Source organism: Polaribacter cellanae (assembly GCF_017569185.1).
Lineage (GTDB): Bacteria > Bacteroidota > Bacteroidia > Flavobacteriales > Flavobacteriaceae > Polaribacter > Polaribacter cellanae.
Map to the genome: position 1 here is coordinate 2,816,333 of NZ_CP071869.1, position 24,882 is coordinate 2,841,214.

At 31.6% G+C, this 24,882-nt stretch carries 22 protein-coding genes and 1 pseudogene; 18 read left to right on the plus strand and 5 right to left on the minus strand.

Annotated features, from left to right (window positions below; all coding sequences use genetic code 11):
- Window positions 1-187 precede the first annotated feature (187 nt).
- From J3359_RS12665 to J3359_RS12750, 18 genes and pseudogenes are all read left to right on the plus strand, one after another.
- Window positions 188-1,492, plus strand: coding sequence for a c-type cytochrome (locus J3359_RS12665; RefSeq protein ID WP_208077220.1), 1,305 nt, complete (start codon window positions 188-190; stop codon window positions 1,490-1,492).
- A 52-nt stretch (window positions 1,493-1,544) separates the two neighbouring features.
- Entirely contained in the window at window positions 1,545-4,610 is a 3,066-nt protein-coding gene (locus J3359_RS12670; protein ID WP_208077221.1) for a TAT-variant-translocated molybdopterin oxidoreductase, read from the plus strand.
- A 22-nt stretch (window positions 4,611-4,632) separates the two neighbouring features.
- Window positions 4,633-6,099, plus strand: coding sequence for an NrfD/PsrC family molybdoenzyme membrane anchor subunit (gene nrfD / locus J3359_RS12675; protein ID WP_208077222.1), 1,467 nt, complete (start codon window positions 4,633-4,635; stop codon window positions 6,097-6,099).
- A gap of 2 nt (window positions 6,100-6,101) precedes the next feature.
- Window positions 6,102-6,629: a DUF3341 domain-containing protein gene (locus tag J3359_RS12680; RefSeq protein ID WP_208077223.1), complete on the plus strand. Its 528-nt coding sequence runs from the start codon at window positions 6,102-6,104 to the stop codon at window positions 6,627-6,629.
- Window positions 6,630-6,639: 10 nt separating this feature from the next.
- Window positions 6,640-7,185, plus strand: a complete 546-nt coding sequence (locus J3359_RS12685) for a c-type cytochrome (protein WP_208077224.1) — start codon at window positions 6,640-6,642, stop codon at window positions 7,183-7,185.
- A 27-nt stretch (window positions 7,186-7,212) separates the two neighbouring features.
- Window positions 7,213-8,643 (plus strand): quinol:cytochrome C oxidoreductase, encoded by a 1,431-nt coding sequence (locus tag J3359_RS12690; RefSeq protein ID WP_208077225.1) that lies wholly within the window; start codon window positions 7,213-7,215, stop codon window positions 8,641-8,643.
- A gap of 35 nt (window positions 8,644-8,678) precedes the next feature.
- A complete protein-coding gene (locus J3359_RS12695) occupies window positions 8,679-9,683 on the plus strand; it encodes a cytochrome c oxidase subunit II (RefSeq protein WP_208077226.1) in 1,005 nt (334 codons plus the stop codon).
- Between the two features lie 36 nt (window positions 9,684-9,719).
- A complete protein-coding gene (locus J3359_RS12700; RefSeq protein ID WP_208077227.1) occupies window positions 9,720-11,501 on the plus strand; it encodes a cytochrome c oxidase subunit I in 1,782 nt (593 codons plus the stop codon).
- Window positions 11,502-11,618: 117 nt separating this feature from the next.
- Window positions 11,619-12,113 (plus strand): hypothetical protein, encoded by a 495-nt coding sequence (locus tag J3359_RS12705; RefSeq protein WP_208077228.1) that lies wholly within the window; start codon window positions 11,619-11,621, stop codon window positions 12,111-12,113.
- Window positions 12,114-12,213: 100 nt separating this feature from the next.
- Complete coding sequence (gene ruvB / locus J3359_RS12710) at window positions 12,214-13,236, plus strand: Holliday junction branch migration DNA helicase RuvB (RefSeq protein ID WP_208077229.1); 1,023 nt, start codon at window positions 12,214-12,216, stop codon at window positions 13,234-13,236.
- A 129-nt stretch (window positions 13,237-13,365) separates the two neighbouring features.
- The gene (locus tag J3359_RS12715) at window positions 13,366-15,093 is read left to right on the plus strand and encodes a SulP family inorganic anion transporter (RefSeq protein ID WP_208077230.1); all 1,728 of its coding nucleotides are present in this window, start codon (window positions 13,366-13,368) and stop codon (window positions 15,091-15,093) included.
- An 81-nt stretch (window positions 15,094-15,174) separates the two neighbouring features.
- Window positions 15,175-16,581 (plus strand): MBL fold metallo-hydrolase, encoded by a 1,407-nt coding sequence (locus J3359_RS12720; protein WP_208077231.1) that lies wholly within the window; start codon window positions 15,175-15,177, stop codon window positions 16,579-16,581.
- A 129-nt stretch (window positions 16,582-16,710) separates the two neighbouring features.
- Entirely contained in the window at window positions 16,711-16,950 is a 240-nt protein-coding gene (locus J3359_RS12725) for a rhodanese-like domain-containing protein (protein WP_208077232.1), read from the plus strand.
- Between the two features lie 378 nt (window positions 16,951-17,328).
- Entirely contained in the window at window positions 17,329-17,766 is a 438-nt protein-coding gene (locus tag J3359_RS12730) for a GNAT family N-acetyltransferase (protein WP_208077233.1), read from the plus strand.
- Window positions 17,767-17,798: 32 nt separating this feature from the next.
- On the plus strand, window positions 17,799-17,990 hold the full coding sequence (locus tag J3359_RS12735; RefSeq protein ID WP_208077234.1) for a hypothetical protein: 192 nt from the start codon (window positions 17,799-17,801) through the stop codon (window positions 17,988-17,990).
- Window positions 17,991-18,008: 18 nt separating this feature from the next.
- Window positions 18,009-18,818, plus strand: a pseudogene (gene proC / locus J3359_RS12740) (pyrroline-5-carboxylate reductase); the annotation flags it as partial.
- Window positions 18,819-18,820: 2 nt separating this feature from the next.
- On the plus strand, window positions 18,821-19,591 hold the full coding sequence (gene proB, locus J3359_RS12745) for a glutamate 5-kinase (RefSeq protein ID WP_208077236.1): 771 nt from the start codon (window positions 18,821-18,823) through the stop codon (window positions 19,589-19,591).
- Window positions 19,592-19,602: 11 nt separating this feature from the next.
- Complete coding sequence (locus J3359_RS12750) at window positions 19,603-20,802, plus strand: glutamate-5-semialdehyde dehydrogenase (RefSeq protein ID WP_208077237.1); 1,200 nt, start codon at window positions 19,603-19,605, stop codon at window positions 20,800-20,802.
- Between the two features lie 78 nt (window positions 20,803-20,880).
- On the opposite strand, the gene J3359_RS12755 is transcribed toward J3359_RS12750, so the two are convergent.
- The 5 genes from J3359_RS12755 to J3359_RS12775 form a co-directional block, all read right to left on the minus strand.
- Window positions 20,881-21,744 carry a sigma-70 family RNA polymerase sigma factor gene (locus tag J3359_RS12755; protein WP_208077238.1) on the minus strand — a complete coding sequence of 288 codons (864 nt, stop codon included), beginning with the start codon at window positions 21,742-21,744 and terminating at the stop codon, window positions 20,881-20,883.
- A gap of 384 nt (window positions 21,745-22,128) precedes the next feature.
- The gene (locus J3359_RS12760; protein WP_208077239.1) at window positions 22,129-22,521 is read right to left on the minus strand and encodes a DUF2721 domain-containing protein; all 393 of its coding nucleotides are present in this window, start codon (window positions 22,519-22,521) and stop codon (window positions 22,129-22,131) included.
- Window positions 22,512-23,288, minus strand: coding sequence for a glycine betaine ABC transporter substrate-binding protein (locus J3359_RS12765; protein WP_208077240.1), 777 nt, complete (start codon window positions 23,286-23,288; stop codon window positions 22,512-22,514). The genes J3359_RS12760 and J3359_RS12765 overlap by 10 nt, the downstream gene beginning before the upstream one ends.
- Before the next feature lies 1 nt (window position 23,289).
- On the minus strand, window positions 23,290-23,766 hold the full coding sequence (locus tag J3359_RS12770; RefSeq protein ID WP_208077241.1) for a RidA family protein: 477 nt from the start codon (window positions 23,764-23,766) through the stop codon (window positions 23,290-23,292).
- A 3-nt stretch (window positions 23,767-23,769) separates the two neighbouring features.
- The gene (locus tag J3359_RS12775; RefSeq protein ID WP_208077242.1) at window positions 23,770-24,876 is read right to left on the minus strand and encodes an alkene reductase; all 1,107 of its coding nucleotides are present in this window, start codon (window positions 24,874-24,876) and stop codon (window positions 23,770-23,772) included.
- Window positions 24,877-24,882: the final 6 nt, after the last annotated feature.

A 24,882-nucleotide genomic window follows, 5' to 3' on the forward strand; every position in this document is an offset into this window, starting at 1 on the left:
CTACAAAAATAACGACTTCATTAGTAATAAATTGAATAAAACACTTATTTAGAATAATTATAAATTAATATTTAACGTTCCTTTAGCTTTTCAGAATTTAGCAATATGTAGTACTTTTGTCCAACTGTTCAAAAATCATCTTTTTTGAACGAATTTAGACACATTACTAAAATTATAGTTTGTAAATATGAAAAGTGTAGCATTGCACAGTAGACTAACTTCATTGTTCCTTAAAGGAATTACATTACTTTTATTTTTTGCATTTAGCATTTCTTCATACTCGCAAGATATGGACGAGGCTCGTCAAAAAAGAGGAAAGGCATTATTTAAATCTTTATGTGCTTCTTGTCATAAATTAGACAAGAAACTAGTAGGGCCAGCTTTAGCGAATGTAGAAGAGCGAAGAGAAAACGACTGGTTAAAAGCTTGGATTAAAAATAATGCAGAGCTAAGAGCTTCTGGAGATAAGCAAGCAATTGAGGTTTACGAAGAGTATAATGGATCTAACATGACTGCTTTTCCGCAGTTATCAGATACAGACATAGATGATATTTTATACTATACCACTGTTGGGGAAATTAAAAAAGAGCCAGTTGTTGCAGAAGGTGTAGTTGCAGGAGCTCCAACTGGAACTGCACCAGAATGGTTAATATACTTATTAGCAGCTGCAATTGTAGTAGCGTTTTTAATGATCGCAAGTTTATTAAAACAAGTAAGTGAATTAAAAGGTAATAAAAAACCAGAGGTTCAATCGAATTTAAAAAGAGATTTACAAGAATTATGGGTTGGTGTTAAAAACAATACTTTCTTAAAAGTGTTGGCAACCATCTTTTTGCTTTTAATAGGTGCATACGTTGTTTTTGGTGCGTTGTTTCAAGTCGGTGTAGATCAGGGGTATCAACCAATTCAGCCAATTGCATTTTCACATAAAATTCATGCTGGAGATAATAAAATCGATTGTCAATACTGTCACTCTTCAGCAAAACATAGTAAGCATTCAGGAATTCCTTCTGTAAATGTTTGTATGAACTGTCATAAAAATATTTCTGAAGTTGCAGAAAATACAGTAGTTAAATTAGAAGATGGAGTGGTTTTAGGAAAAGCCGAATTAGATTTGGAAATTGCTAAAGTGTATAATGCAGCAGGTTGGAATCCAGAAACATTAGAATATACTGGAGAACAAAAGCCAATCAAATGGGTTAAAATTCATAATTTACCAGATTTTGTTTATTATAATCACTCTCAACACGTTACTGTTGCAGGAATTGCTTGCCAGAAATGTCATGGTCCTGTTGAGGAAATGGAGGAGTTGTATCAATACTCACCATTAACAATGGGTTGGTGTATAGACTGTCATAGAGAAACAAAGGTAGATTTAAAAAATAACGATTATTACGAGAAGGTTCACAAGCAATTAGCAGAAAAGTATGGTACAGAGCAAGTTACAATTTCTCAGTTGGGTGGATTAGAATGTGGTAAGTGTCATTATTAATTATAAAATTAAAAGATTTTTTAAATCTTTCAATCATTAAATAAAAGCATAAATGGCTTCAAACAAAAAATACTGGAAAAGTGTTGAAGAACTAAAAGGTAGTTCTGTTGTTGAAACGCTGGGTAAAAATGAATTTGTAGAAAATATTCCTACAGACGATTTTTTAGGTGATAAAGAAACATTAGAGAATTCTTCTACATCTCGTAGAGATTTCTTAAAATATGTTGGCTTTACAACAGCTGCAGCTTCATTAGCAGCTTGCGAAGGACCTGTAATCAAGTCCATTCCTTACGTTGTAAAACCAAATGATATTATTGCTGGTGTTGCAGATTGGTATGCTACTTCAATAGCAGATGGTTTCGACTTTGCAAATGTTTTAGTAAAAACGCGTGAAGGTCGTCCAATTCAAATTATGCCAAACAAAGAGGCGAATGGATCTACAAGTGCGAGAGTACAAGCTTCTGTTTTATCTTTATATGATGAAAAACTTCGTTTACAAGAGCCATCTAAAAATGGGGAAGTTATTACTTGGGCAGATGCAGATAGAGAAATAGGTGTAGAGTTGCTAAAATTAAAAGAAGCAGGAAAGCCAGTTGTTTTATTAACGGGAACAACAGCAAGTCCATCGACTACAAAAGTTATTGAACAATTTACAACTGCTAATCCAAATGTTTCTCATGTTGTTTACGATGCCATTTCTGAAGATGCATCTGCAAATGCTTTCGAAGCAATGTATGGTAGAAGAGCATTGCCAAATTACAAATTAGAAAATGCAGAAACAATTGTTTCTTTCGGAGCAGATTTCTTAGGAGATTTTCACGGAGGTTTCGAAAAAGAATATATACAAGGTAGAAAACCAGAAACAGGAAAGATGTCTTACCACATTCAAGTGGAAAGTAATATGTCTTTAACTGGTGCAAATGCAGACAAACGTATAGTCGCAAAACCATCTGATGTTGTTTTCGCTTTAATTAATTTATACAACGCCATCACAAAAGAAGGAGTTGCGTCTAAATCGACACCAATAGATGTCGAAATTCAAAAAATTGCAAAAGTGTTAAAGAAAGCAGGTTCTAAAGCAGTTGTTATGACTGGTGTGAATGATGTAAACGCACAACTAATCTCTTTGGCTATTAATAAGGCTTTAAATAGTGAAATTTTAGACACTAAAAACTCGTTAAATATTCGTCAAGGAAATTACGAAGAAGTTCAAAAATTAGTTTCAGATGTAAAATCTGGAAAAATTGGAGGATTAATTACTTACAATGTAGATCCAGTTTACAGTTTAGAAAATGGAGTTGCTTTTGCTGAAGCATTAAAAAATGTATCTTTAAAAGTTGCAATTGCTGTTGAAAATAGTGCTACTGTAAACGCAATGGATTATGCTTTACCTGCAACACATTTCTTAGAATCTTGGGGAGATACCAATTTTTCTAAAGAAAATTACGGGTTAATGCAACCTACAATTCAGCCATTATTTAAAACGCGTCAATTTCAAGATACATTATTAAAGTGGTCTGGAAGCGCAACATCTTATTACGATTTCTTAAAATCTTTCTGGTCTACAGAAGTTTTAGGAGGTAGTTCTTGGAACAAGGCATTACACAATGGCTTCTTCCTAAAAGAAGTAGTTACCACTGAAGATGATGCAGAAACTCCAAAAGACCTTTCAATTGCAGAAGCAGCAAGGATTTTAAAAATGAATACTACTCCTTCTGGAATGGAGTTGAATTTATATACCAAAACTGGTCTAGGAGATGGTAAACAAGCGAACAATCCTTGGTTACAAGAATTCCCAGACCCAATTACAAGAGCATCTTGGGATAATTACTTAACAGTTTCTATGGCAGATGCTAAAGAAATTGGTTTTTCTAATCCTGTAAAAGATAATGGAGCAATTAATGGAGATTATGCGAAAGTAACCGTAAATGGTGCTGAAGTTGTAGTTCCTGTTATGGTACAACCTGGTCAGGCAAAAGGATCTGTAGGTTTGGCATTAGGTTTCGGAAAAACTTTTGGTTTAAAAGAAGAAATGCAAGTGGGTGTAAATGCATATCCTTTATATAAAGATGGCAATAACATTCAATATAATGTAAAAGTAGAAAAAGTTTCTGGAACGCATAAGTTTGCCTGTACACAAGTGCAAAAAACAATTGCAGGACGTCATGATATTTTAAAAGTAACTTCTTTAAAAGAATACAAAACTGTAGATCCTAAAGATCATCACCATGGATGGAATAAGCCAGCATATGTTTCTTACGATCATAAAGAAGTAGAAGCTAATAAGATTGATTTATGGGATGAGCACAATAGAGAAATTGGGCATCATTTTAATTTATCTATCGATTTAACTTCTTGTACAGGTTGTGGTGCGTGTGTAGTTGCATGTCATGCAGAAAATAATGTACCTGTTGTAGGTAAAAAAGAAGTAAGAGTTGGTAGAGATATGCACTGGTTGCGTATCGATAGATACTATTCTTCTGAAGTAGAAACAAGAGAAAAAGCTAAAGAATTAGGATTAAGCAGAGGAGAAACGTATGAAGCGTTAGAAACAGAAGCAGAGAATCCTGAGGTTACTTTTCAACCAATGATGTGCCAGCACTGTAATCACGCTCCTTGTGAAACTGTGTGTCCAGTTGCAGCAACCTCTCATGGTCGTCAAGGACAAAATCAAATGGCATATAACAGATGTGTTGGTACAAGATATTGTGCAAACAACTGTCCATATAGAGTACGTCGTTTTAACTGGTTTAATTATGCAAATAATAACGAGTTCGATTTTAATATGAACAACGAATATGGTAAAATGGTTTTAAACCCAGATGTTGTAGTTCGTTCTAGAGGAGTTATGGAAAAATGTTCTATGTGTATTCAAATGACACAAGCAACCATTTTAAAAGCGAAAAAAGAAGGAAGAGCTGTAAATACAGATGAATTTGAAACAGCTTGTTCATCTGCATGTACAACAGGAGCTATGGTTTTTGGAGATGTAAATAACAAAAAAGACCAAGTAGCAACATTAGCAAAAGACAAAAGAGCTTACAATGTATTAGATTATCTTCAAACGAAGCCTAATGTAATATATCAAGTGAAAATTAGAAATACAAACGAAGCGTAATTAAATTTTAAGATATAAAAACATGTCTCATTACGAAGCATCCATTAGGGAACCTTTAGTATTAGGTGATAAAAGTTACCACGATATTACCGAGGACATTGCGAAACCTATAGAAGGTAAAGCAAACAAGAACTGGTATATAGCATTTTATATTTCTTTAGCAGCAATGCTTTGGGGATTTGGATGTATTTTCTATACAGTTGGAACAGGTATTGGAGTTTGGGGGTTGAACAAGAACATTGGTTGGGCTTGGGATATTACAAACTTTGTATGGTGGGTTGGTATTGGTCATGCAGGAACGTTAATTTCTGCAGTACTTTTATTATTCCGTCAAAAATGGAGAATGGCGATTAATCGTTCTGCAGAAGCTATGACAATTTTCGCCGTTTTTCAGGCAGGATTGTTTCCAATTATTCACATGGGACGTCCTTGGAATGGATATTGGGTAATGCCAATTCCAAACCAATTTGGGTCTCTTTGGGTAAACTTTAACTCACCATTATTATGGGATGTATTTGCAATCTCAACTTATTTATCTGTATCATTAGTTTTCTGGTGGACGGGTTTATTACCAGATTTTGCAATGATTCGAGATAGAGCAGTAAAGCCTTTTCAAAAGAAAATTTACGCTTTATTATCATTCGGTTGGTCTGGTAGAGCAAAAGATTGGCAACGTTTTGAAGAGGTATCTTTGGTATTGGCAGGTTTAGCAACACCATTAGTACTTTCTGTACATACAATTGTATCGATGGACTTTGCCACTTCTATTAACCCAGGTTGGCACTCAACAATTTTTCCACCTTATTTCGTGGCAGGAGCAATCTTTTCTGGATTTGCAATGGTACAAACGTTATTAGGTATTATGAGAAAAGTTACAAATATGGAAGATTACATTACACGTATGCATATCGAGTATATGAATATTGTAATCATCTTAACAGGTGGTATTGTAGCTGTAGCTTATGCAACAGAATTCTTTATAGCTTGGTACACAGGATCGCCTTATGAAAATTACACATACTTATCTGTAGGTGCTGCAACAGGACCTTATGCTTGGGCATTTTATTCACTTTTATTCTTTAACATCTTAACACCACAAATACTTTGGTTTAAAAAAATTAGAAGAAGTTTTATATGGTCATTCATTATTTCGATATTTATTAATATTGGTATGTGGTTCGAGCGTTTCGATATTATCGCAATTGTATTAAGTAAAGGACATTTACCTTCTACTTGGTGGCGTTTTGAACCAACATTTGTAGATGTAGGTATTTTTATTGGGACCATAGGTTTTTTCTTTGTATTATTTTTATTGTACGCAAGAACATTTCCTGTAATTGCGCAAGCCGAAGTAAAAACAATCTTAAAATCTTCTGGCGAATTTTACAAGAAAAGATTAGCACAAGGTATTCCAACAAAACCAACAATTGTTATTGCTGAAAAGAAAATTATTGAAGTTGATTCTTCAGATAAAAATATAAAAGAATAATTATGGAATCATCAAAAGTTATTCACGCGTTTTATACCGATGACGAAATTTTGTTAGATGCAGTGAAAGCTGTAAAAGCAAAGCATCATCATATAGAAGAAGTATTCTGTCCTTTTCCAGTTCACGGATTAGACAAAGCAATGGGTTTAGCACCAACAAGATTGGCTATTACTTCGTTTTTATACGGAATTACAGGTTTAGCAGTAGCAATTTGGTTAACAAAATATATTATGATAGAAGATTGGCCACAAGACATTGGTGGTAAACCAAACTTTACTTGGTGGGCAAACATGCCTGCATTTGTGCCTATCTTATTTGAATTGACGGTATTTTTTGCTGCTCACTTAATGGTAATTACTTTTTATATGCGAAGTAGATTATGGCCATTTAAAGAAGCAGAAAATCCAGATCCAAGAACTACAGACGATCATTTTTTAATGGAAATTCCTGTTCATAATAACGAGGTTGAGTTAACAAAGTTGTTAACAAACACAGGAGCTGTAGAAATTAATATAGTAGACAAGCACTAATATATAGATAATGAAGAATTTTAAATTAATTATTGTTTTAGTAGCTGTTGCAAGTTTTATTTCTTGTAACAAAAGAACACGAGAAGTTCAATATATGCCAGATATGTATGAATCTGTACCTTATAATGCAGATGCCGCAAACGGATTAAAAGGTAATCCTGTAAATTCTGCACCAGTAGCTGGAACAATTCCAAGAGGTGGAGTGCCGGCTTATGATATTCCAGATACTACAGAAGGATATGAATTAGCAAAAACAGAGCTTAAAAATCCATTAGAAAAGACAAAGGAAAACTTAGAAAATGGAAAGGCAATGTACACGATTTATTGTATTTCTTGCCATGGAAAAAAAGGTGATGGAAATGGATATTTAGTAGAAGCAGATAAGTTTGCTGGAATACCAAATTATAAAGATAGAGATATTACAGAAGGGAGTATTTATCACGTAATTATGCATGGTAAAAACTTAATGGGTTCACACTCATCTCAATTAACATACAAAGAACGCTGGCAAGTAGTACAATATGTGGAAGCATTACGTGCAGATTTGTTAAAATAAATTACAAAAAGAAAGAATACGAAAGATATGTATCAATTCTCAGGTAAATTAAAAATATTCTCTTTAGCCCTAATAATAGTAGGAGCTTTAGGTATTGCATTTAGCTTTTATAGTGGATCTCAATTAACAGTTGAGAGTGCTAAAGAAATTATAGCAAATCAATCTCATGGAGATTCTCATGGTTCTGCAGTGGAAGGAACACATTCAACAACAAAAGAACACGATACAAGTGGTTCTCACACAAGTGATGGAAACATAGATAAAGAAATGAGCGCTCATGGAGCACATGGAGACGATTCTCATGCAGAACACGTTTTACACCAATTACAAAATAGACCTTGGTCCGCATTTTATGTAGCTTTATTCTTTTTCCTGGGAACAACTTTATTAGTATTGGCATTTTATGCGTCTCAAAGAGTAGCACAATCTGGTTGGTCTATTGTTCTATTTAGAGTAATGGAAGCAATAACAGCAAATATTGTTCCTGTATCTATCTTAATGTTAGTTTTTATAGGGTTAACTGTAGGGCATTTTAATCATATATTTCCTTGGATGGCAGAAGGTACTTTTGATCCTTCAAGCGAAAATTACGATGCTATTGTAGATGGTAAATCTTGGTGGATGAACGTTCCTGGATGGGCAATAAGAAGTGTTGTTTATTTATTACTTTGGAATTTGTACAGATGGTTTATAAGAAAGAATTCTATCGCAGAAGATACCGCAAACGACGGTTTTAAAACATATAAGAAAAACTATAATGCATCTGTAATATTCTTATTCATTTTTATGATAACAGAATCTATGATGTCTTGGGATTGGATTATGGGATTAGACCCACACTGGTTCTCTACATTATTCGGTTGGTACGTTTTGGCAACTTTACTTGTAAGTGCTTTAACTGTAATTGCTTTTGTAACTATTTATTTACGTTCTAAAGGAGCTTTACCACAGGTTAACGATAGCCATATTCACGATTTAGCGAAATTTATGTTTGGTTTCTCTGTATTTTGGACCTATTTATGGTTCGCACAGTTTATGTTAATTTGGTATGCAGATATTCCTGAAGAAACTACGTATTTCTTAGCGAGATTCAACGAGTATAAATTACCATTTTTAGGGATGGTTGTAATGAATTTCGTATTCCCAGTATTGTTATTGTTAAATAGCGACTTTAAGAGCATTCCTTGGTTTGTTATTATAGGAGGTATTGTAATATTAGCAGGCCATTATGTAGATGTATTTATTATGGTTATGCCAGCAACAGTCGGTGGCCAATGGTTCTTTGGAATTCCAGAAATTAGTGCATTATTATTTTTCTTAGGAATCTTTATATATACAGTATTTAGTGCATTTTCGAAAGCAAATGCAGTTCCAACAGGAAACCCATTCTTAGAAGAAAGTGCTCATTTTCATTATTACAATATCGAGCACAGAGGAGAAGGATCAGCAGATCATTAATAAATAATTGAATTAAAAATTAAGACAAGATAAATATGCTAGCTCTATTTTATATTTTTATAGGTGTTGCAATCGGTGTAAGTGTTTGGCAAATTACCAGAATTATGAACTTTAGAAGTTCTATTGCCAACGATAAAGATAATGCTGCTCAAGGAAAATTTGCCATCGGTTTTATGGCTTTCTTATATGCCATAATGATTTATTGTTTAATCTTTATGAATGTAATAATGTTACCAGAATCTGCTTCAATTGAAGGAGAACATGACGATAATTTATTTAACATTACATTTTGGTTGATTGGAATAGTACAATTTCTGATGCAATTTCTTATCTTTTATTTCACTTTTAAATACAGAGGAAGTAAAGACAGAAAAGCAAAATTCTATGCAGATAGCCACAAATTAGAATTTATTTGGACAATTACACCAGCAATTGTTTTGGTTGGTTTAATTGGTTATGGTTTATGGCAATGGAACAATGTTATGGATTTATCTGACGATGATGCCATCGTTATTGAAGTATATGCTCAACAATTTAGATGGGATGCACGTTATGCAGGAGAAGACAATACATTAGGTTTAGGAAACGTAAACTACATAAAAGGTATTAATACTTTAGGTGTAGATATGACTGATAAAAACGCTGCAGACGATAAACAAGTAACTGAATTATATTTACCAAAAGGTAGAAAAGTTCATTTTAAGTTTCGTTCGCAAGATGTTTTACACTCAGCTTATATGCCACACTTTAGAGCTCAAATGAACTGTGTTCCAGGAATGGTAACAGAATTTGGTTTTACTCCAAAATACACAACAGAAGAAATGAGACAACAACCAGAGGTTATAGATAAAACCAACGGAATTAATAAAATAAGAAGAGCAAAAGGAGAAGACCCTTATGTGTTTGATTATTTATTGTTGTGTAATAAAATTTGTGGAGCTTCTCACTACAACATGCAGATGAAAATTACAGTTGTAGAGCCAGAAGAATACGAAAAGTGGATTGCAGAGCAACCAACATTATCAGAAGTTATTAAATAAATTAGTTTAAAAAAAGACACTACAAATAATAAGATTATGTCAGATCATCATCATAAAGAAACATTTGTAACAAAATATATTTTTACTCAAGACCATAAAATGATTTCTAAGCAGTTCTTGGTAACTGGTATGTTTATGGGAATTATTGGGGTATTAATGTCTATGTTATTCCGTATTCAAATTGCTTGGCCAGAGAAATCGTTTTCTATAGTTGAAGCATTTTTAGGACCACATCAAACAGATGGTATTATGAATCCAGATATGTACTTGGCATTGGTAACAATCCATGGTACAATAATGGTATTTTTTGTATTAACAGCAGGTTTAAGTGGTACATTTTCTAACTTATTAATTCCGTTGCAAATAGGAGCTAGAGATATGGCTTCTGGTTTTTTAAATATGGTTTCTTACTGGTTATTTTTTATATCTAGTATTGTAATGGTTATTTCTTTATTTATAGAAGCAGGACCAGCTTCTGCAGGATGGACAATTTACCCTCCTTTAAGTGCACTACCACAAGCAATTCCGGGTTCTGGAACAGGTATGACACTGTGGTTGGTTTCAATGGCAATATTTATAGCATCATCTTTAATAGGATCTTTAAACTATATTGTTACTGTATTTAATTTACGTACAAAAGGAATGAAAATGACAAGATTGCCTTTAACCATTTGGGCTTTCTTTATTACTGCAATTATTGGTGTAGTTTCTTTCCCTGTATTATTATCTGCAGCATTATTATTAATTTTCGATAGAAGTTTTGGAACCTCTTTTTACTTATCGGATATATTTATATCGGGAGAAGTATTACATTATCAAGGTGGTTCTCCTGTATTATTCGAACACTTGTTTTGGTTTTTAGGACACCCAGAAGTTTACATTGTAATTTTACCAGCAATGGGAATTGTTTCAGAAATCCTATCAATTAACTCTCGAAAACCTATTTTTGGTTATCGTGCAATGATTGGTTCTATTATGGCAATTGCATTTTTATCAACAATTGTTTGGGGTCACCATATGTTTGTTTCAGGAATGAATCCATTTTTAGGATCCGTATTTACATTTACAACTTTACTAATTGCAATTCCATCCGCAGTAAAAGCCTTTAACTGGGTTACAACTATATGGAAAGGAAATTTACAATTAAACCCAGCAATGTTATTTTCTGTTGGATTAGTTTCAACTTTTGTAACAGGAGGTTTAACAGGATTGGTTCTAGGAGATTCTGCTTTAGATATTACGATTCACGATACATATTTTGTTGTAGCACATTTTCACTTGGTAATGGGAGTTTCAGCAATTTTTGGGATGTTTGCTGGTGTATATCACTGGTTCCCAAAAATGTATGGTAGAATGATGAATAAAACAATGGGTTATTGGCATTTTTGGATTACAATAATTTGTGCTTATGGAGTATTTTGGCCAATGCACTTTATTGGTTTAGCAGGTTTACCAAGAAGATATTACACGAACACAAATTTTCCAATGTTCGACGATTTAGCGGATATTAATGTAGTAATTACAATTTTTGCATTGGTTGGAGGTTTAGCACAAATTATATTTATAGCAAACTTTTTTATCTCTATTTATAGAGGACAAAAAGCAACGCAAAACCCTTGGAATGCTAATACATTAGAATGGACAACTCCAATAGAACACATTCATGGAAACTGGCCTGGTAAATTACCAGAAGTTCATAGATGGGCGTACGATTATAGTAAACGTGTAGACCCAAATGACGATGATAGCGATTATTTACATGGTAAAGATTTTGTGTTACAAACAACACCTTTATTAGATGGAGAAGAGCCATCGTAAATAATAAAATATTATATAAAAACCTTTCCCCTCGGAAAGGTTTTTTGCTTATTAGATTTTGTCAATTCCTTTTTTTTTTTTAAAATTTGACTGTAACAACCTTTAAATAAAATTACTATGAAAAAAACTATTTATTTATTATTGTTTTCTTTTATTCTTGTTGCTTGTCAAACAGAAGATAACAAAGGCAATGATAGCTTAGCGAAATTTGAAATAAATAAACTTACTAATAGTAAAATTGCTTTTGAAGACGAAGGAAAATTAATTTTAAATGTTTCTGACCATAAAATATTAGAGACTTTTAAAGCTTTTAATAAAACTATGGAACTCCAATTGGATCCAGAAAGGTTTGAAATTATAAAAGTTGAAGATAAAAACTATCTACGTTTTTTTAGTAAAAATAATCAAGTATCAACTATTGCATTAGAAAAAGGAAGTGATAATATCTATAGAACTGGTTCTACTGTCTGTACAAGTACTGCTTGTGCTTCAGGTGGTGGTTGTATTCCTAATGGAAATTATTGTACTAAATGTAGACCTGAAGGAACACCTCCAAAAGCTCCAGATGGAGATTGTAGAAGAACAACGACTGGAGAAGATTCTATAAAATAAATGATAATTTTATTTTTATTAACCTTTCTGTTTATTCAGAAAGGTTTTTTGCTTTATAGAACATTATTTTATCATCTTAAATTCTATTATCTTTGTTTTTATGAACGAAAACTTAAATCCCGAAAACGATAATTATACAAATGAAGAATTAGACGTAGAAAAAAAATTACGTCCGCTTTCGTTTAACGATTTTTCAGGACAAGAACAAGCAATTGATAACTTAAAAATTTTCGTGGAAGCAGCCAATCAAAGAAAAGAAGCCTTAGACCACACGTTGTTTCATGGACCTCCAGGTTTAGGAAAAACGACCTTAGCACATATTTTAGCCAACGAATTAGAAGTTGGTATAAAAGTAACTTCTGGGCCCGTTTTAGACAAACCAGGAGACTTAGCAGGTTTACTAACTAATTTAGATGAACGTGATGTTCTTTTTATTGATGAAATTCATCGATTAAGTCCTATTGTAGAAGAATATTTATATTCTGCAATGGAAGATTATAAAATTGATATTATGATAGAATCTGGCCCAAATGCCAGAACAGTTCAAATAAATTTAGAACCCTTTACCTTAATTGGAGCCACTACAAGATCTGGTTTATTAACAGCTCCAATGAGAGCTCGTTTTGGAATAAATAGCAGATTACATTATTATTCAACAGAACTTTTAACCACAATTATTCAAAGAAGTGCACATATTTTAGGAGTTCCTATTTCTATGGAAGGCGCAATTGAAATCGCTGGAAGAAGTAGAGGAACACCAAGAATTGCAAACGCGTTATTAAGAAGAGTACGTGATTTTGCACAAATAAAAGGAACTGGAAGTATTACCATAGAAATTGCAAAATATGCCTTAAAAGCATTAAATGTAGACGCTCATGGTTTGGATGAAATGGATAATAAAATTCTAATAACCATTATTGATAAATTTAAGGGAGGACCAGTTGGATTAAGTACAATTGCAACTGCAGTGAGTGAAAATACAGAAACAATTGAAGAAGTGTATGAACCTTTCTTAATCCAGCAAGGTTTTATCATGCGAACTCCAAGAGGAAGAGAAGTTACAGAGTTAGCATATAAACATTTAGGTAGAACAAAAGGAAGAAATCAAGGGGAATTGTTTTAATTTGAGAAAAAAGAGAATAGAAAACAAGTTGATTTTCTGTTAGAATATAATTTAGTATGTATAAAAATAGAGATTATAGAATTTGTGTGAAAGCCTTTGCTCTTACTTCTATTTTCTGTGTTCTAAGATATGAATATAAAAAAAATAATACCAATTTTAGAATGGTTGCCAAACTACAATAAATCGCTTTTTAAGGGAGATTTAGTGGCTGGTATTACTGTGGGTATTATTCTAATTCCACAAGGAATTGCGTACGCATTAATTGCTGGGTTACCACCAATTTATGGTTTGTATTGTGCTTTAGTTCCACAGGTAATGTATGCTATTTTTGGTTCGTCAAGACAAGTGGCTATTGGGCCAGTAGCTATGGATTCTTTAATCGTTGCAACAGGAGTTTCTACTTTGGCATTAGCAGGTTCCGAAAGTTATATTTCTATAGCTATTTTATTGGCATTATTAGTAGGAAGCATTCAATTTATAATGGGAATTTTTAGTTTAGGTTTTATTGTTAATTTTCTATCTAAACCAGTAATTACAGGATTTACATCTGCAATTGCATTGATAATTGGACTCAATCAATTTCGAAATTTATTAGGAGTAGATTTTGTGCAAAGCGATCAAGTACACATCATTTTAGAAGATATTTGGTTGCAATTTTCAGCCTATAATTCTCATACAACCATTATTGGATTGATTTCTGTAGCAGTAATTATCTTTTTTAGAAAGATAAATAAAAAAATTCCCAATGCCTTAATTGTTGTCGTTTTCGGAATTTTAGTGATGAAATTCTTTGGAGATTCCATGAATAATGTAGCTATTGTAAAAGATATTCCTTCTGGATTGCCAAGTTTTAGTATCCCTACTTTCGACTTAGATCAAATAAGAGAATTATTACCAATTGCATTAACGTTGGTAATGGTTGGTTATTTAGAAACTATTTCAATCGGAAAATCTTTAGAAGCAAAACAAGACGAATATCGAGTAAGACCAAATCAAGAATTAATTGCTCTAGGTTTAAGTAATATGGTAGGATCTTTGTTTAAAGCCTATCCAACAACCTCAAGTTTTTCACGTTCTGCGATTAACCAAGAAAGTGGTGCAAGAACAGGAATGGCTGCTTTAATTTCTGTAGTTATGGTAGTTTTTACATTGTTATTTTTAACCCCGTTGTTTTATCATTTACCAAAAACAGTTTTGGCAGCAATTATTATTGTGGCAGTTTTTGGTTTAATAAACTTTAAAGAAGCTACATTTTTATGGAAAGCAAATATTTTAGATTTCTGGTTAATGTTAGCAACCTTCATAGCAACATTAGTATTTGGTATTAAATACGGAATTATAGTTGGTGTGGGCCTGTCTTTAATAATTTTAATATTTAGAACATCTAGACCTTATGTTATTGAATTAGGAAAAGTACCAAATTCTAATTTTTATAGAAATAAAAATAGATTCGAAGAAGTTATTATAGAAGAAGACGTATTGGTTTTTAGATTCGATGCGCAATTATTTTATGCCAATTCTAATTATTTTAGAGATAATTTAGATGAAATGGCATCAAAAAAAGGAACAACATTAAAATTGATAGTTTTAGACGCAGAAAGTATCAATAGAGTAGATAGTACAGGAGTAGAAATGCTAAAAGAACGCGTACGATTTTACAAGAAAAAAGGAGTTACTTTCTATTTTGCAGGAGTAAAAGGCCCAGTAAGAGACGATTTATTTAGAAGTGGAATATTAGATATAATAAATATCAACCATTTTTTTATGAGAGCGAATCAAGCAGTAAAATTCTACAAAACAGGAGATAGAAAACATCAAGAAAAGTATGCAAAATACATACATCAAGCATACGAATAAAAACAAAATAGCTGATAAATATCATTGGAAAAATAGCTTTTCTTTTGTTATTTAGGCGATTTGTAAGAAGATATAGAAGACATGATTATAGAACAAATTTACACAGGTTGTTTAGCACAAGGAGCTTATTATATAGAAAGTAATGGAGAAGTTGCAATTATAGATCCATTAAGAGAAGTACAAGATTATATAAACAAGGCAACTAAGAATAATGCGAAAATTAAATATATTTTTGAAACGCATTTTCATGCAGATTTTGTAAGCGGACATGTAACTTTAGCAGAAAAAACAGATGCAAAAATCGTTTTTGGTCCTTCAGCAAAAACAAATTTCGACGCGATTATCGCAGAAGACAATCAGGTTTTTAAAGTAGGAGAAATTACCATAACTTTATTGCATACGCCTGGCCATACTATGGAAAGTTCTTGTTATTTGTTAAAAGATAAAGATGGAAAAGACTATGCAATTTTTAGTGGAGATACCTTGTTTTTAGGAGATGTTGGAAGACCAGATTTAGCGCAAAAAGGAGCCATTACACAAGAAGATTTAGCAGGTTATTTATTTGATAGTTTACGAAATAAAGTAATGCCTTTGGCAAACGATGTAATTGTTTATCCAGCTCATGGAGCAGGTTCTGCTTGTGGTAAAAACTTAAGCAAAGAAACTGTAGGTACAATTGGCGAGCAAAAAAAAACCAATTATGCACTAAGAGCAGATATGACAAAAGAGGAATTTATAAAAGAAGTTACAGATGGTTTATTACCACCTCCAGCTTATTTTCCTTTAAACGTAAAATTAAACAAAGAAGGTTATAAAAACATAGACGATGTAATTGAGAAAAGCGCAAAACCTTTATCCGTAAAAGAGTTTGAAATCGCTGCAAACGAAACAAATGCAGTTGTTTTAGATGTAAGACATCAAACCCAATTTATAAAAGGATTTATTCCACAATCTATTTTTATTGGAGTCGATGGGGGTTTTGCTCCTTGGGTTGGTGCTTTAATAAAAGACATTAAACAACCTATTCTATTGGTTTGCGAAACTGGTAGAGAAGAAGAGGTAATTACCAGATTATCGAGAGTTGGTTTCGACAATGTAGTTGGCTATTTAGAAGGAAGTTTTAGTACTTGGAAAAAAGCGGGTAAAGAGATAGACACTTTAGAATCTATTTCAGCAAAAACTTTAGAAGAAAAAATTGAAGAAAATTTCCCAGTTTTTGATGTAAGAAAACCAGGAGAATTCGAAAATGAACACATAAAAATAGCAAATAGTACACCTTTAGATTTCTTAAATTCTCATATTTCTGAATTTCCAAAAAAAGGAAATTTCTATGTGCATTGTGCAGGAGGATATCGATCTGTAATTGCAGCTTCTATTTTAAAAGCAAGAGGATTCCACAATGTAATTGATGTTGCTGGAGGCTATGCAGCCATTAAGAAAACGAATATCGAAAGAACTACAACAGTTTGTCCTTCTACTTTAAAATAAAGAATATGAAGAAGTTTGTTTTCTATTTTTAGTTGGAACATTTTTTACAAGTTGCGGTTCTCAAGAACAAATTAAAACAATTTCTACTAAAGAATTAAGGATACTTTTGAAGAAAAAAATATTCAATTAATGGATGTTAGATCTCCAAAAGAGATAAAAGAAAGTACTATTAAAACTGCCATTTTTTCCAATTATTTTGATGATAATTTTACAGAGAAAGCGACAAAACAATCAGACAAATCGAAACCAGTTTATTTAATTTGTAGAAGCGGAAATAGAAGTAGTAAAGCATACAAAATATTGCAAGAAAAAGGTTTTGATCTAATAAATGTTTCTGGCGGATATAACCAATGGAAAAAAGAAAATTAAAATTTAAAACAACAAACATTCAAATAGAAAATTTAAAATGTGGTGGTTGTGCAGTTGATAGAATAGATTAAACAAACAATAATTTTTTAATACTATAGCTTAATATTTGCCATTGGTATTCAGTTTTTTTACCTTTGTAGTTATGGGAATAGGAATACATGAAAAGAGAAACAATAGAATATTTAACTTCAATTTTTTGGTTTTTAGAAATCAGTCAAACAAATTTATTCCTCCTGGACTCTAAAATATAACCATCTTCACATACAATTTACTTTTTTTAATAACTCAATAAATAATTATCAAAAAATTTTGGTAGTCATTCTCACACACACATATTCCATTTAACAATTGTTAAATGGAACTAAATTATTATTTTTTATGACCATAAAAACATTCGATGCTTTTTCTAAGCTAACTTTTAGTGGTACAAATTCTATTACCAATTTTGTGTACAATTTTTCTGGAGAGTTCAGAGACACTAAAAGTGCGATAAGAAAATCTATTTTATATGCTGCAAAAGAAATACCAGGTTTGGGAGGTTATGTTTTTGTTATGGAACATGAACAGGAAATTGTAGGTGTTGTAATTTTAAACAGAACAGGAATGAACGAATATTTGTCCGAAAATATATTGGTTTATTTAGCTGTAAAAGATGAATTTAGAGACAAAAATGTAGCAGAAAAACTTATACAATATACAAAACAATACTGTAAAGGAGATATTGCTATTCACATACATAAAAACAACCCCAATATAAAAATATTTAAAAAAGAGGGCTTTGAACCCAGAAATATAGAAATGAGACTGGTTCGATAATCTGTTTTTTTAAAAACCAAAAATAACAAATAATGAAAATAATATCTATCAAAAGAAAAACAAAATATGAAAAAAAACAGCACGTAATTATGGGTAATTTAATTACAAAAGTTACTTGGGTCAAAAAATATTTCTTGAGTTTACCAATAAAAACAATTCGTAAGCATAAAGAAACATATTACGAAGAAATAAAAAATTACGAAGGTTATACATTATTTATATAAACTTTTACAAAAAATAAAAAAATGAAAGTACTAGTAATTGGTGCAGGAAATATGGGGTTAACATATGCCCAAGGAATGTCTAAATCTAAGCTCCTTAAAAAGAAAAACATTATGGTTCTCGACAGTTCTGAAGAGAAATTAGAAGAACTAAATAGCATTTCGCATTTCGATGCTTTTAAAGAACTAAAAGACTGCGTACCAAAGGCAGATATTATCTTTTTAGCAGTTAAACCATATCATGCAGAAGGTTTGTTAAAAGCGATAAAACCATTGGTAAATGTGCAACAAATTTTGGTGTCGATAATGGCTGGTGTTACTATCGATTCTATGAAAGAATATACTGGTTTAACAAGAATTGTAAGAGCAATGCCCAATTTACCAGCACAAATTGGTAAAGGTTTAACCTCTTATGTAATCTCACCAGAAATTTCTAATATAGAAATGCTTACAGTAGAAAGTTTGTTAGATACTACAGGAAAATCAATTAAAGTTTCTACAGAAAAATTAATAGATGCTTCTACAGGAATATCTGGAAGTGGCCCAGCTTACGTGTTTTACTTTATGCAAAGTATGATGGAAGCCGCATTACAAATGGGCTTTTCCAAAAAAGATTCTTCAGTTTTAGTAAGTCAAACTTTTACAGGTGCAATCGAATTATTTAATCAATCTAATTTATCACCAAATTCATGGATGGAAAAAGTAGCTTCAAAAGGAGGAACAACACGTGCTGCTTTAGATTCTATGGAAGATAATAACGTAAACGAATTAATAAAAGATGCCGCTTTTGCAGCCTTTTCTAGAGCTGTAGAATTAGGAAAAGAATATTAAAAATGAAAAAAGAAAGAATAGTTATTAAGGTAGGAACCAATGTAATGACTAACAAAGACAATAGAATTGTAAGACCCGTTTTACGAAATTTAGTAAAACAAATAGCAGCATTATACGAACGAGATATTTTAACAATTTTAGTTTCTTCTGGTTCTGTAATTGCAGGAAAAGAAGTTTTGGGAAAATCGAAAATAGAAAACACTACACAACGTAGGCAAGTTTATTCGTCTATTGGGCAACCAAGAATAATGCGTTTATATTACAATATATTTCACGATTATGGCTTAAAATGTGCCCAAGTTTTGCCAACAAAAAGAGATTTTAGTCCAGGAGTTCACAGACAAAACATGATTAATTGTTGCGAAGGTTTACTTTCTGAAGGTGTTATTCCTATTGCTAATGAAGACGATGCAGTTTCTGTAACCATGTCTATGTTTTCAGATAATGATGAGCTGGCAAGTTTAATAGCCGAATTAATGGATGCAGATAAATTAATTATTCTAACAGATATAGATGGACTTTACACAGGAAACCCAGATGCAGATGACAGCGATTTAATTTCTAATGTAGCTCCAAACCAAGATTTAGACAATTACATTCAAGATAATAATAAAATCGAAGGAGAAGGAAGAGGAGGAATGGGATCTAAATTAAATTATGCACAAAAAACAGCAGCTAAAAACATTCCTACATTTATCGCAAACGGAAAAAAAGAGAATACCATTATAGATATTGTAGATGGCAAATTTACAGGAACAAAAGTTTCTTTATAAAAATTACAAAAATGGAATTACTAACATCAGAAATAAAAAATAACGTAATAAATAGTATGATTTCTCTTATAAAAGAGCATAAAGACGAATTATTACAAGCCAATAAAAAAGATTTAGAGGCCTTTAAAAAAGAAGATCAAGCAATGTACGATCGATTAATTATTAATCATAAAAAAATCGAAGGAATGGTACAAGCTCTCCAAGAAGTAATGGAGCAAGAAGACCCTGTAAATAAAGTTATTAGCGATAAAAATCTTAAAAACGGATTAAAAGTAACCAACAAAACAGCTCCATTTGGCACCATTATGATTATTTATGAATCTAGACCAGATGTAACTGTAGAAGCAACTGTTTTAGCATTTAAAGCAAACAACAAAATTTTATTAAAAGGTGGTAAAGAAGCTATAGAAAGTAATGCTGCTATTGTACAATTGTGGCATAAAGCATTGTTAGATAACAATTTAGATTCAAAACATATTCAATTATTAAATATGAATCGACAAGAAACCCAAGAATTCTTAAAGACCCCAACAGAACCTTTAGATTTAATTGTTCCAAGAGGAGGAGAAAAATTAATCCAATTTGTAAAAGAACATGCTAAATGTGCAGTTTTAGTAAGTGGTAGAGGAAATAATTTTTTATATATTGATAAAAATGCAAATTGGAAAAGTACCTTAGAAGTTATTTTAAACGCCAAAACAGATAAAATTTCGGCATGTAATGCACTTGATAAAATTTTAATTGATAAAAATATTCCAGAATTCGAAAACAAATTGAAGGAATTATATAGCGTTTTAGAAGAAAATAATGTTAAAGTTTTGGTGGATAAAAGTACCAAAGAAGTATTACCAGAAGCAACTTCAATTATAGAAGATGCTATTTGGTATCAAGAATTTTTAGAATTAAAATGTTGTATTGGAACCGTACAAAATTTAGCAGAAGCAATTGCTAAAATAAATAAATATTCTGGTGGGCATTCTGCTTCAATTATGACCAATGATAATAAAACCGCAAAACAATTTATGGAAGAAGTAGATTGTGCAGCAGTTTATTTAAACGCTTCCACAAGATTTACAGATGGAGGGCAAATGGGTGTTGGTGCAGAATTGGCAATAAGTACAGATAAACTGCATCACAGAGGCCCTTTAGGTTTAAAAGAATTGGTTACCAATAAATATTACGTTTTTGGAGAAGGTCATGTAAGGCAGTAATTTTTAAGATAGTAATCAAACAAAAAAGCATTTAAGAATACTATTCTTAAATGTTTTTTTACTGCGTATTTTTTATATCTATCCTAAATAGGTTTTTAGCATATGTCCTTTAGATTTCGATTTTAAACGATTTAAAGCGCGTTGTTTTACTTGACGAACGCGTTCTCTAGATAAATCGAATTTTTCTCCAATTTCCGATAAACTCGAAGCAGTTTCGTTTCCAATTCCGTAAAACATTTTAATAACTCTTGCTTCTTTTAAAGATAAAGTATCTAAAGCTCTATCAATTTCTATCGATAAAGATTGGTTCATTAAATTCTTATCTGGTCTTGGAGATTCATCATGCTGTAAAACGTTGTATAGATTAGAATCTTCGCCTTCTTTAAATGGAGCGTCCATAGAAACGTGTCTTCCAGAATTTTTTAGAGATTGCTCAACTTCACTTTCAGTCATATCTAACTGTTTTGCAATTTCTTTATTTGTTGGAAAACGTTGTTCGTTTTGCTCTAATCTTGCATAAACCTTCTTTATTTTACTAATGCTTCCAATTTTGTTTAAAGGTAAACGTACAATTCGAGATTGTTCTGCAAGTGCAGACATTATCGATTGACGAATCCACCAAACTGCATAAGAAATAAATTTAAAACCTCTGGTTTCATCAAAGCGTTTTGCCGCTTTTACCAAACCTAAATTTCCTTCATTTATTAAGTCAGACAATTTTAAACCTTGTCCTTGATATTGTTTGGCAACAGAAACAACAAACCTTAAATTTGCACTCACAAGTGCATCCAAAGCTCTAGAATCTCCTTTTTTTATTTTCAAAGCCAATTCTACTTCTTCATCTGCAGTAATTAACCCGATTTTACTAATTTCTTGAAAATATTTTTCCAAAGATTTTGCGTCACGATTGGTTACTTGCTTTACAATTTTAAGTTGTCTCATATATAATTTTTGATTTTTTTTTCGAATTAATTAAAAATGATAATTTCAAAAGAGCAATAATTCTCTTAAATAATACTTGCTAAAAAAGCGATGCTTCTATATAAATTAGAAAATGGAAGAAATAATTTGAAGAAATTGATTTTTTAGAACTGTAAAAATCAATAGTGAAAATATGATAATTTTTTCCATTCTTCATAAAACCACAATATACAAAAAAAGAACGATTTTCGTTAAAAACATCTCTTTTTTCTTTTATTTTTAATGAAAATTCGCCAAAAAAGGTTAAATTCTTTAGAATTTAAGTTTTCCTTTTGAAAAGTTTTTAGCTTTTAAAAAAAGACGATTTTGTAAAATTATTAATTGATCTTATTTAAAGAACATCGGTTATTTTTTAGAATTTGTAGTATCGTTTAACATAATATCTAATGCTTTTGTAGATAAAGAAATTTCCCATAAAACAAGTAATAAAGAAATTAATAAACATAAAATACTGCCCGTAAAAAATAATTTTCCAACAAGTTGATTATCAAAAAATAGAGCAAATAAAGAACCTGTACAAAGAATAAAACCAATAACTCCACATATTTGCATTCTTTGTATTATTCGAATTCTCTTCCTTAAAATAGATATTTGGTAATTTTTTTGATTTTCATCAAAGTTTTTTTTGTGCTCATAAAGTTCTCTTATAAACTTTACAACAATCGTAAAACGGTTGTTGTAAGTTAAAAGTAACAAACTTATAGAACCAAATAATATGGCAGGTGTACTTAGTTCCATAATTTTAAATTTTCCATTGCAATTGCATTTAGGTCTTTTCCTAAAACTTTATATTCGTAATCTAAACTTGTAACCAATTGGTTGCCTAATTTTATTTTTTTAATAAAGTTTAATGCTTTAGGTTTTAATTTTTTAACTGAGTTTTTGTGCATAATAATAGTGGAATTATCAACACTACCTAACAAACCTTTAGGTTCTTTTAAAGCTCTTATGGCATAAGAGTGAAAAAGAAATTGTGGTTCCCAAAGAGGAATAATTATCCATTCTTTTTTCTTGTAAGCCTCTATAAATGCGCTAGTACAATCTTCTATATTTCCATTTTTAAACTCAAAACCTAAGGCATCTAAACCATAATTTTTTATAATATTTCTCGAAAATCTAGAAATTCCTGCACCTTCATTAATTCCTTGAATGTTTTTATGAAATTTTTCGGCATTTGCTGGTTTTAAAATATCTGCAACAGAATTTACTTGATTTTCTGGAACATAATCTGGAACTCCCCAAATACAAAATGGGCTGTATAATGTAGAAAACTGTATGGTTTCTGTTTCAACATCTTTAATATATTTTCCGTGAGAAGATGGTAGCCAAGCACCTAAAACCAAATCTATTTCTCTTTCTCTATATTTTTTAAATAATTGCTCATGTGGTGCAGTATGTAATTGGTAAGTTTGCCCAATAGAATCGAAATAATTAAGTATAACTACAGCAGCTACTTTATGAAAACTTAAATCAATTTGACCTATTTGTAACGTTTTATGTTTCACTTTAAAAATCTTTTTCAATTTCTGCAAAAACATAAATTAATGTAGTTGCATTTAATGGAGAAGAATTTATTCCTTGTGCAGTTCTGGTGTGTATACCTTTTTCTCCAAAAACAGCATTAAAAAGGTTGCTTGCGCCATCTAAAACTTCTGCATGTTTGCTAAATTTTGGTGCTGTATAAATATTACCTTCTACTCTAATAATTTGTTTTATTTTGGTTAAATCGCCATTTACAGCCTCTTTTAGCTGTGCAATTGCATGCAAAGCACAAAGTTGTGCAGATAAAAATCCGTACTCAATGGTTGTTTCATCACCTAACCTTCCAGTATAAGCAACATCGTTTCCGTTCCAAGGAATTTGACCCGAAGTACAAACAATATTATTAGAAAAAATAGTCCAAGATTTGTAAGCCCCAACACCTGGTTTTGGTGTTGGTAACTTAAAACCCAATGCTTTTAATTTATTTTCTACAGCATTCATAATTTATGAATTTAAAAAAGAATAATCTGTATAGCCTCTTGCAGTTCCACCACCAAATAAGGTATGGCCATCGCTAATTTCATTCATTGGCGCGTTTAATTCAACACGTTTTGGATAATCTGGATTTGTTAAAAATTTTCTTCCAAAACCAACTAAATCTACTAAGTTTTTGCCTAATAAATCGTTTGCCTGTTTTGGAGTTTTGTTTCCAGTAGCAATAATTGTTTTGCTAAAATTGGCTCTTAACTTTACTCTAAAATCATTCGGAATTTCAGGAGCATCATCCCAATCTGCTTCACATAAATGAATGTAGGTAACTCCAATTCGTTCTAATTCTTTGGAAGCAATTTGTATGGTTTCTAAAATTTCTGGGTCGTTCATATCTTTAAAACTGATGAATGGAGACAAACGAACTCCCGTTTTTTCTATGCCAACTTCTTTGGCAACAGCTTCTGTAATTTCTGTTAAAATACGAACTCTGTTTTCTTTGCTTCCTCCATATTCGTCTGTTCTTTCGTTGGAATTACTTCGTAAAAATTGGTCGATTAAATATCCATTTGCTCCGTGAATTTCTACACCATCAAACCCAGCTTCAATGGCATTTTTTGCACCAATTCTAAATTCTTCAATCACTCCATTGATGTCTTCTTGCGTCATTTCCCTTGGTTCTTCTACAGGAACGAAAGTTGCATCGCCATTTGGAGCGCCATCAAAAATATAAACACTGGTTTCTTTTGCTGTTTTTGCTGATGGTGCAATGGGTTGCAAACCATTAACTTTAGAACTCGAAACACGACCAACATGCCATAATTGTAAAAAGATTTTACTTCCTTTCTTATGTACCTCGTCTGTTATTAATTTCCATCCTTCAATTTGTTCTTGTGTATAAATTCCTGGTGTTTTTGCATACCCCATTCCTTGCAAAGAGACTTGTGTTGCTTCTGTAATTATAATTCCTGCAGAAGCTCTTTGCCCATAATATGTTGCCATTAATTGGTTGGGCACATCTCCAGGTTGCGATGCTCTTGAACGTGTCATTGGAGCCATTAAAAAACGGTTTTCTAAAGAAATTCCGTTCATATTATAAGTTGTAAAAAGTGTATTTTTCATATTGTT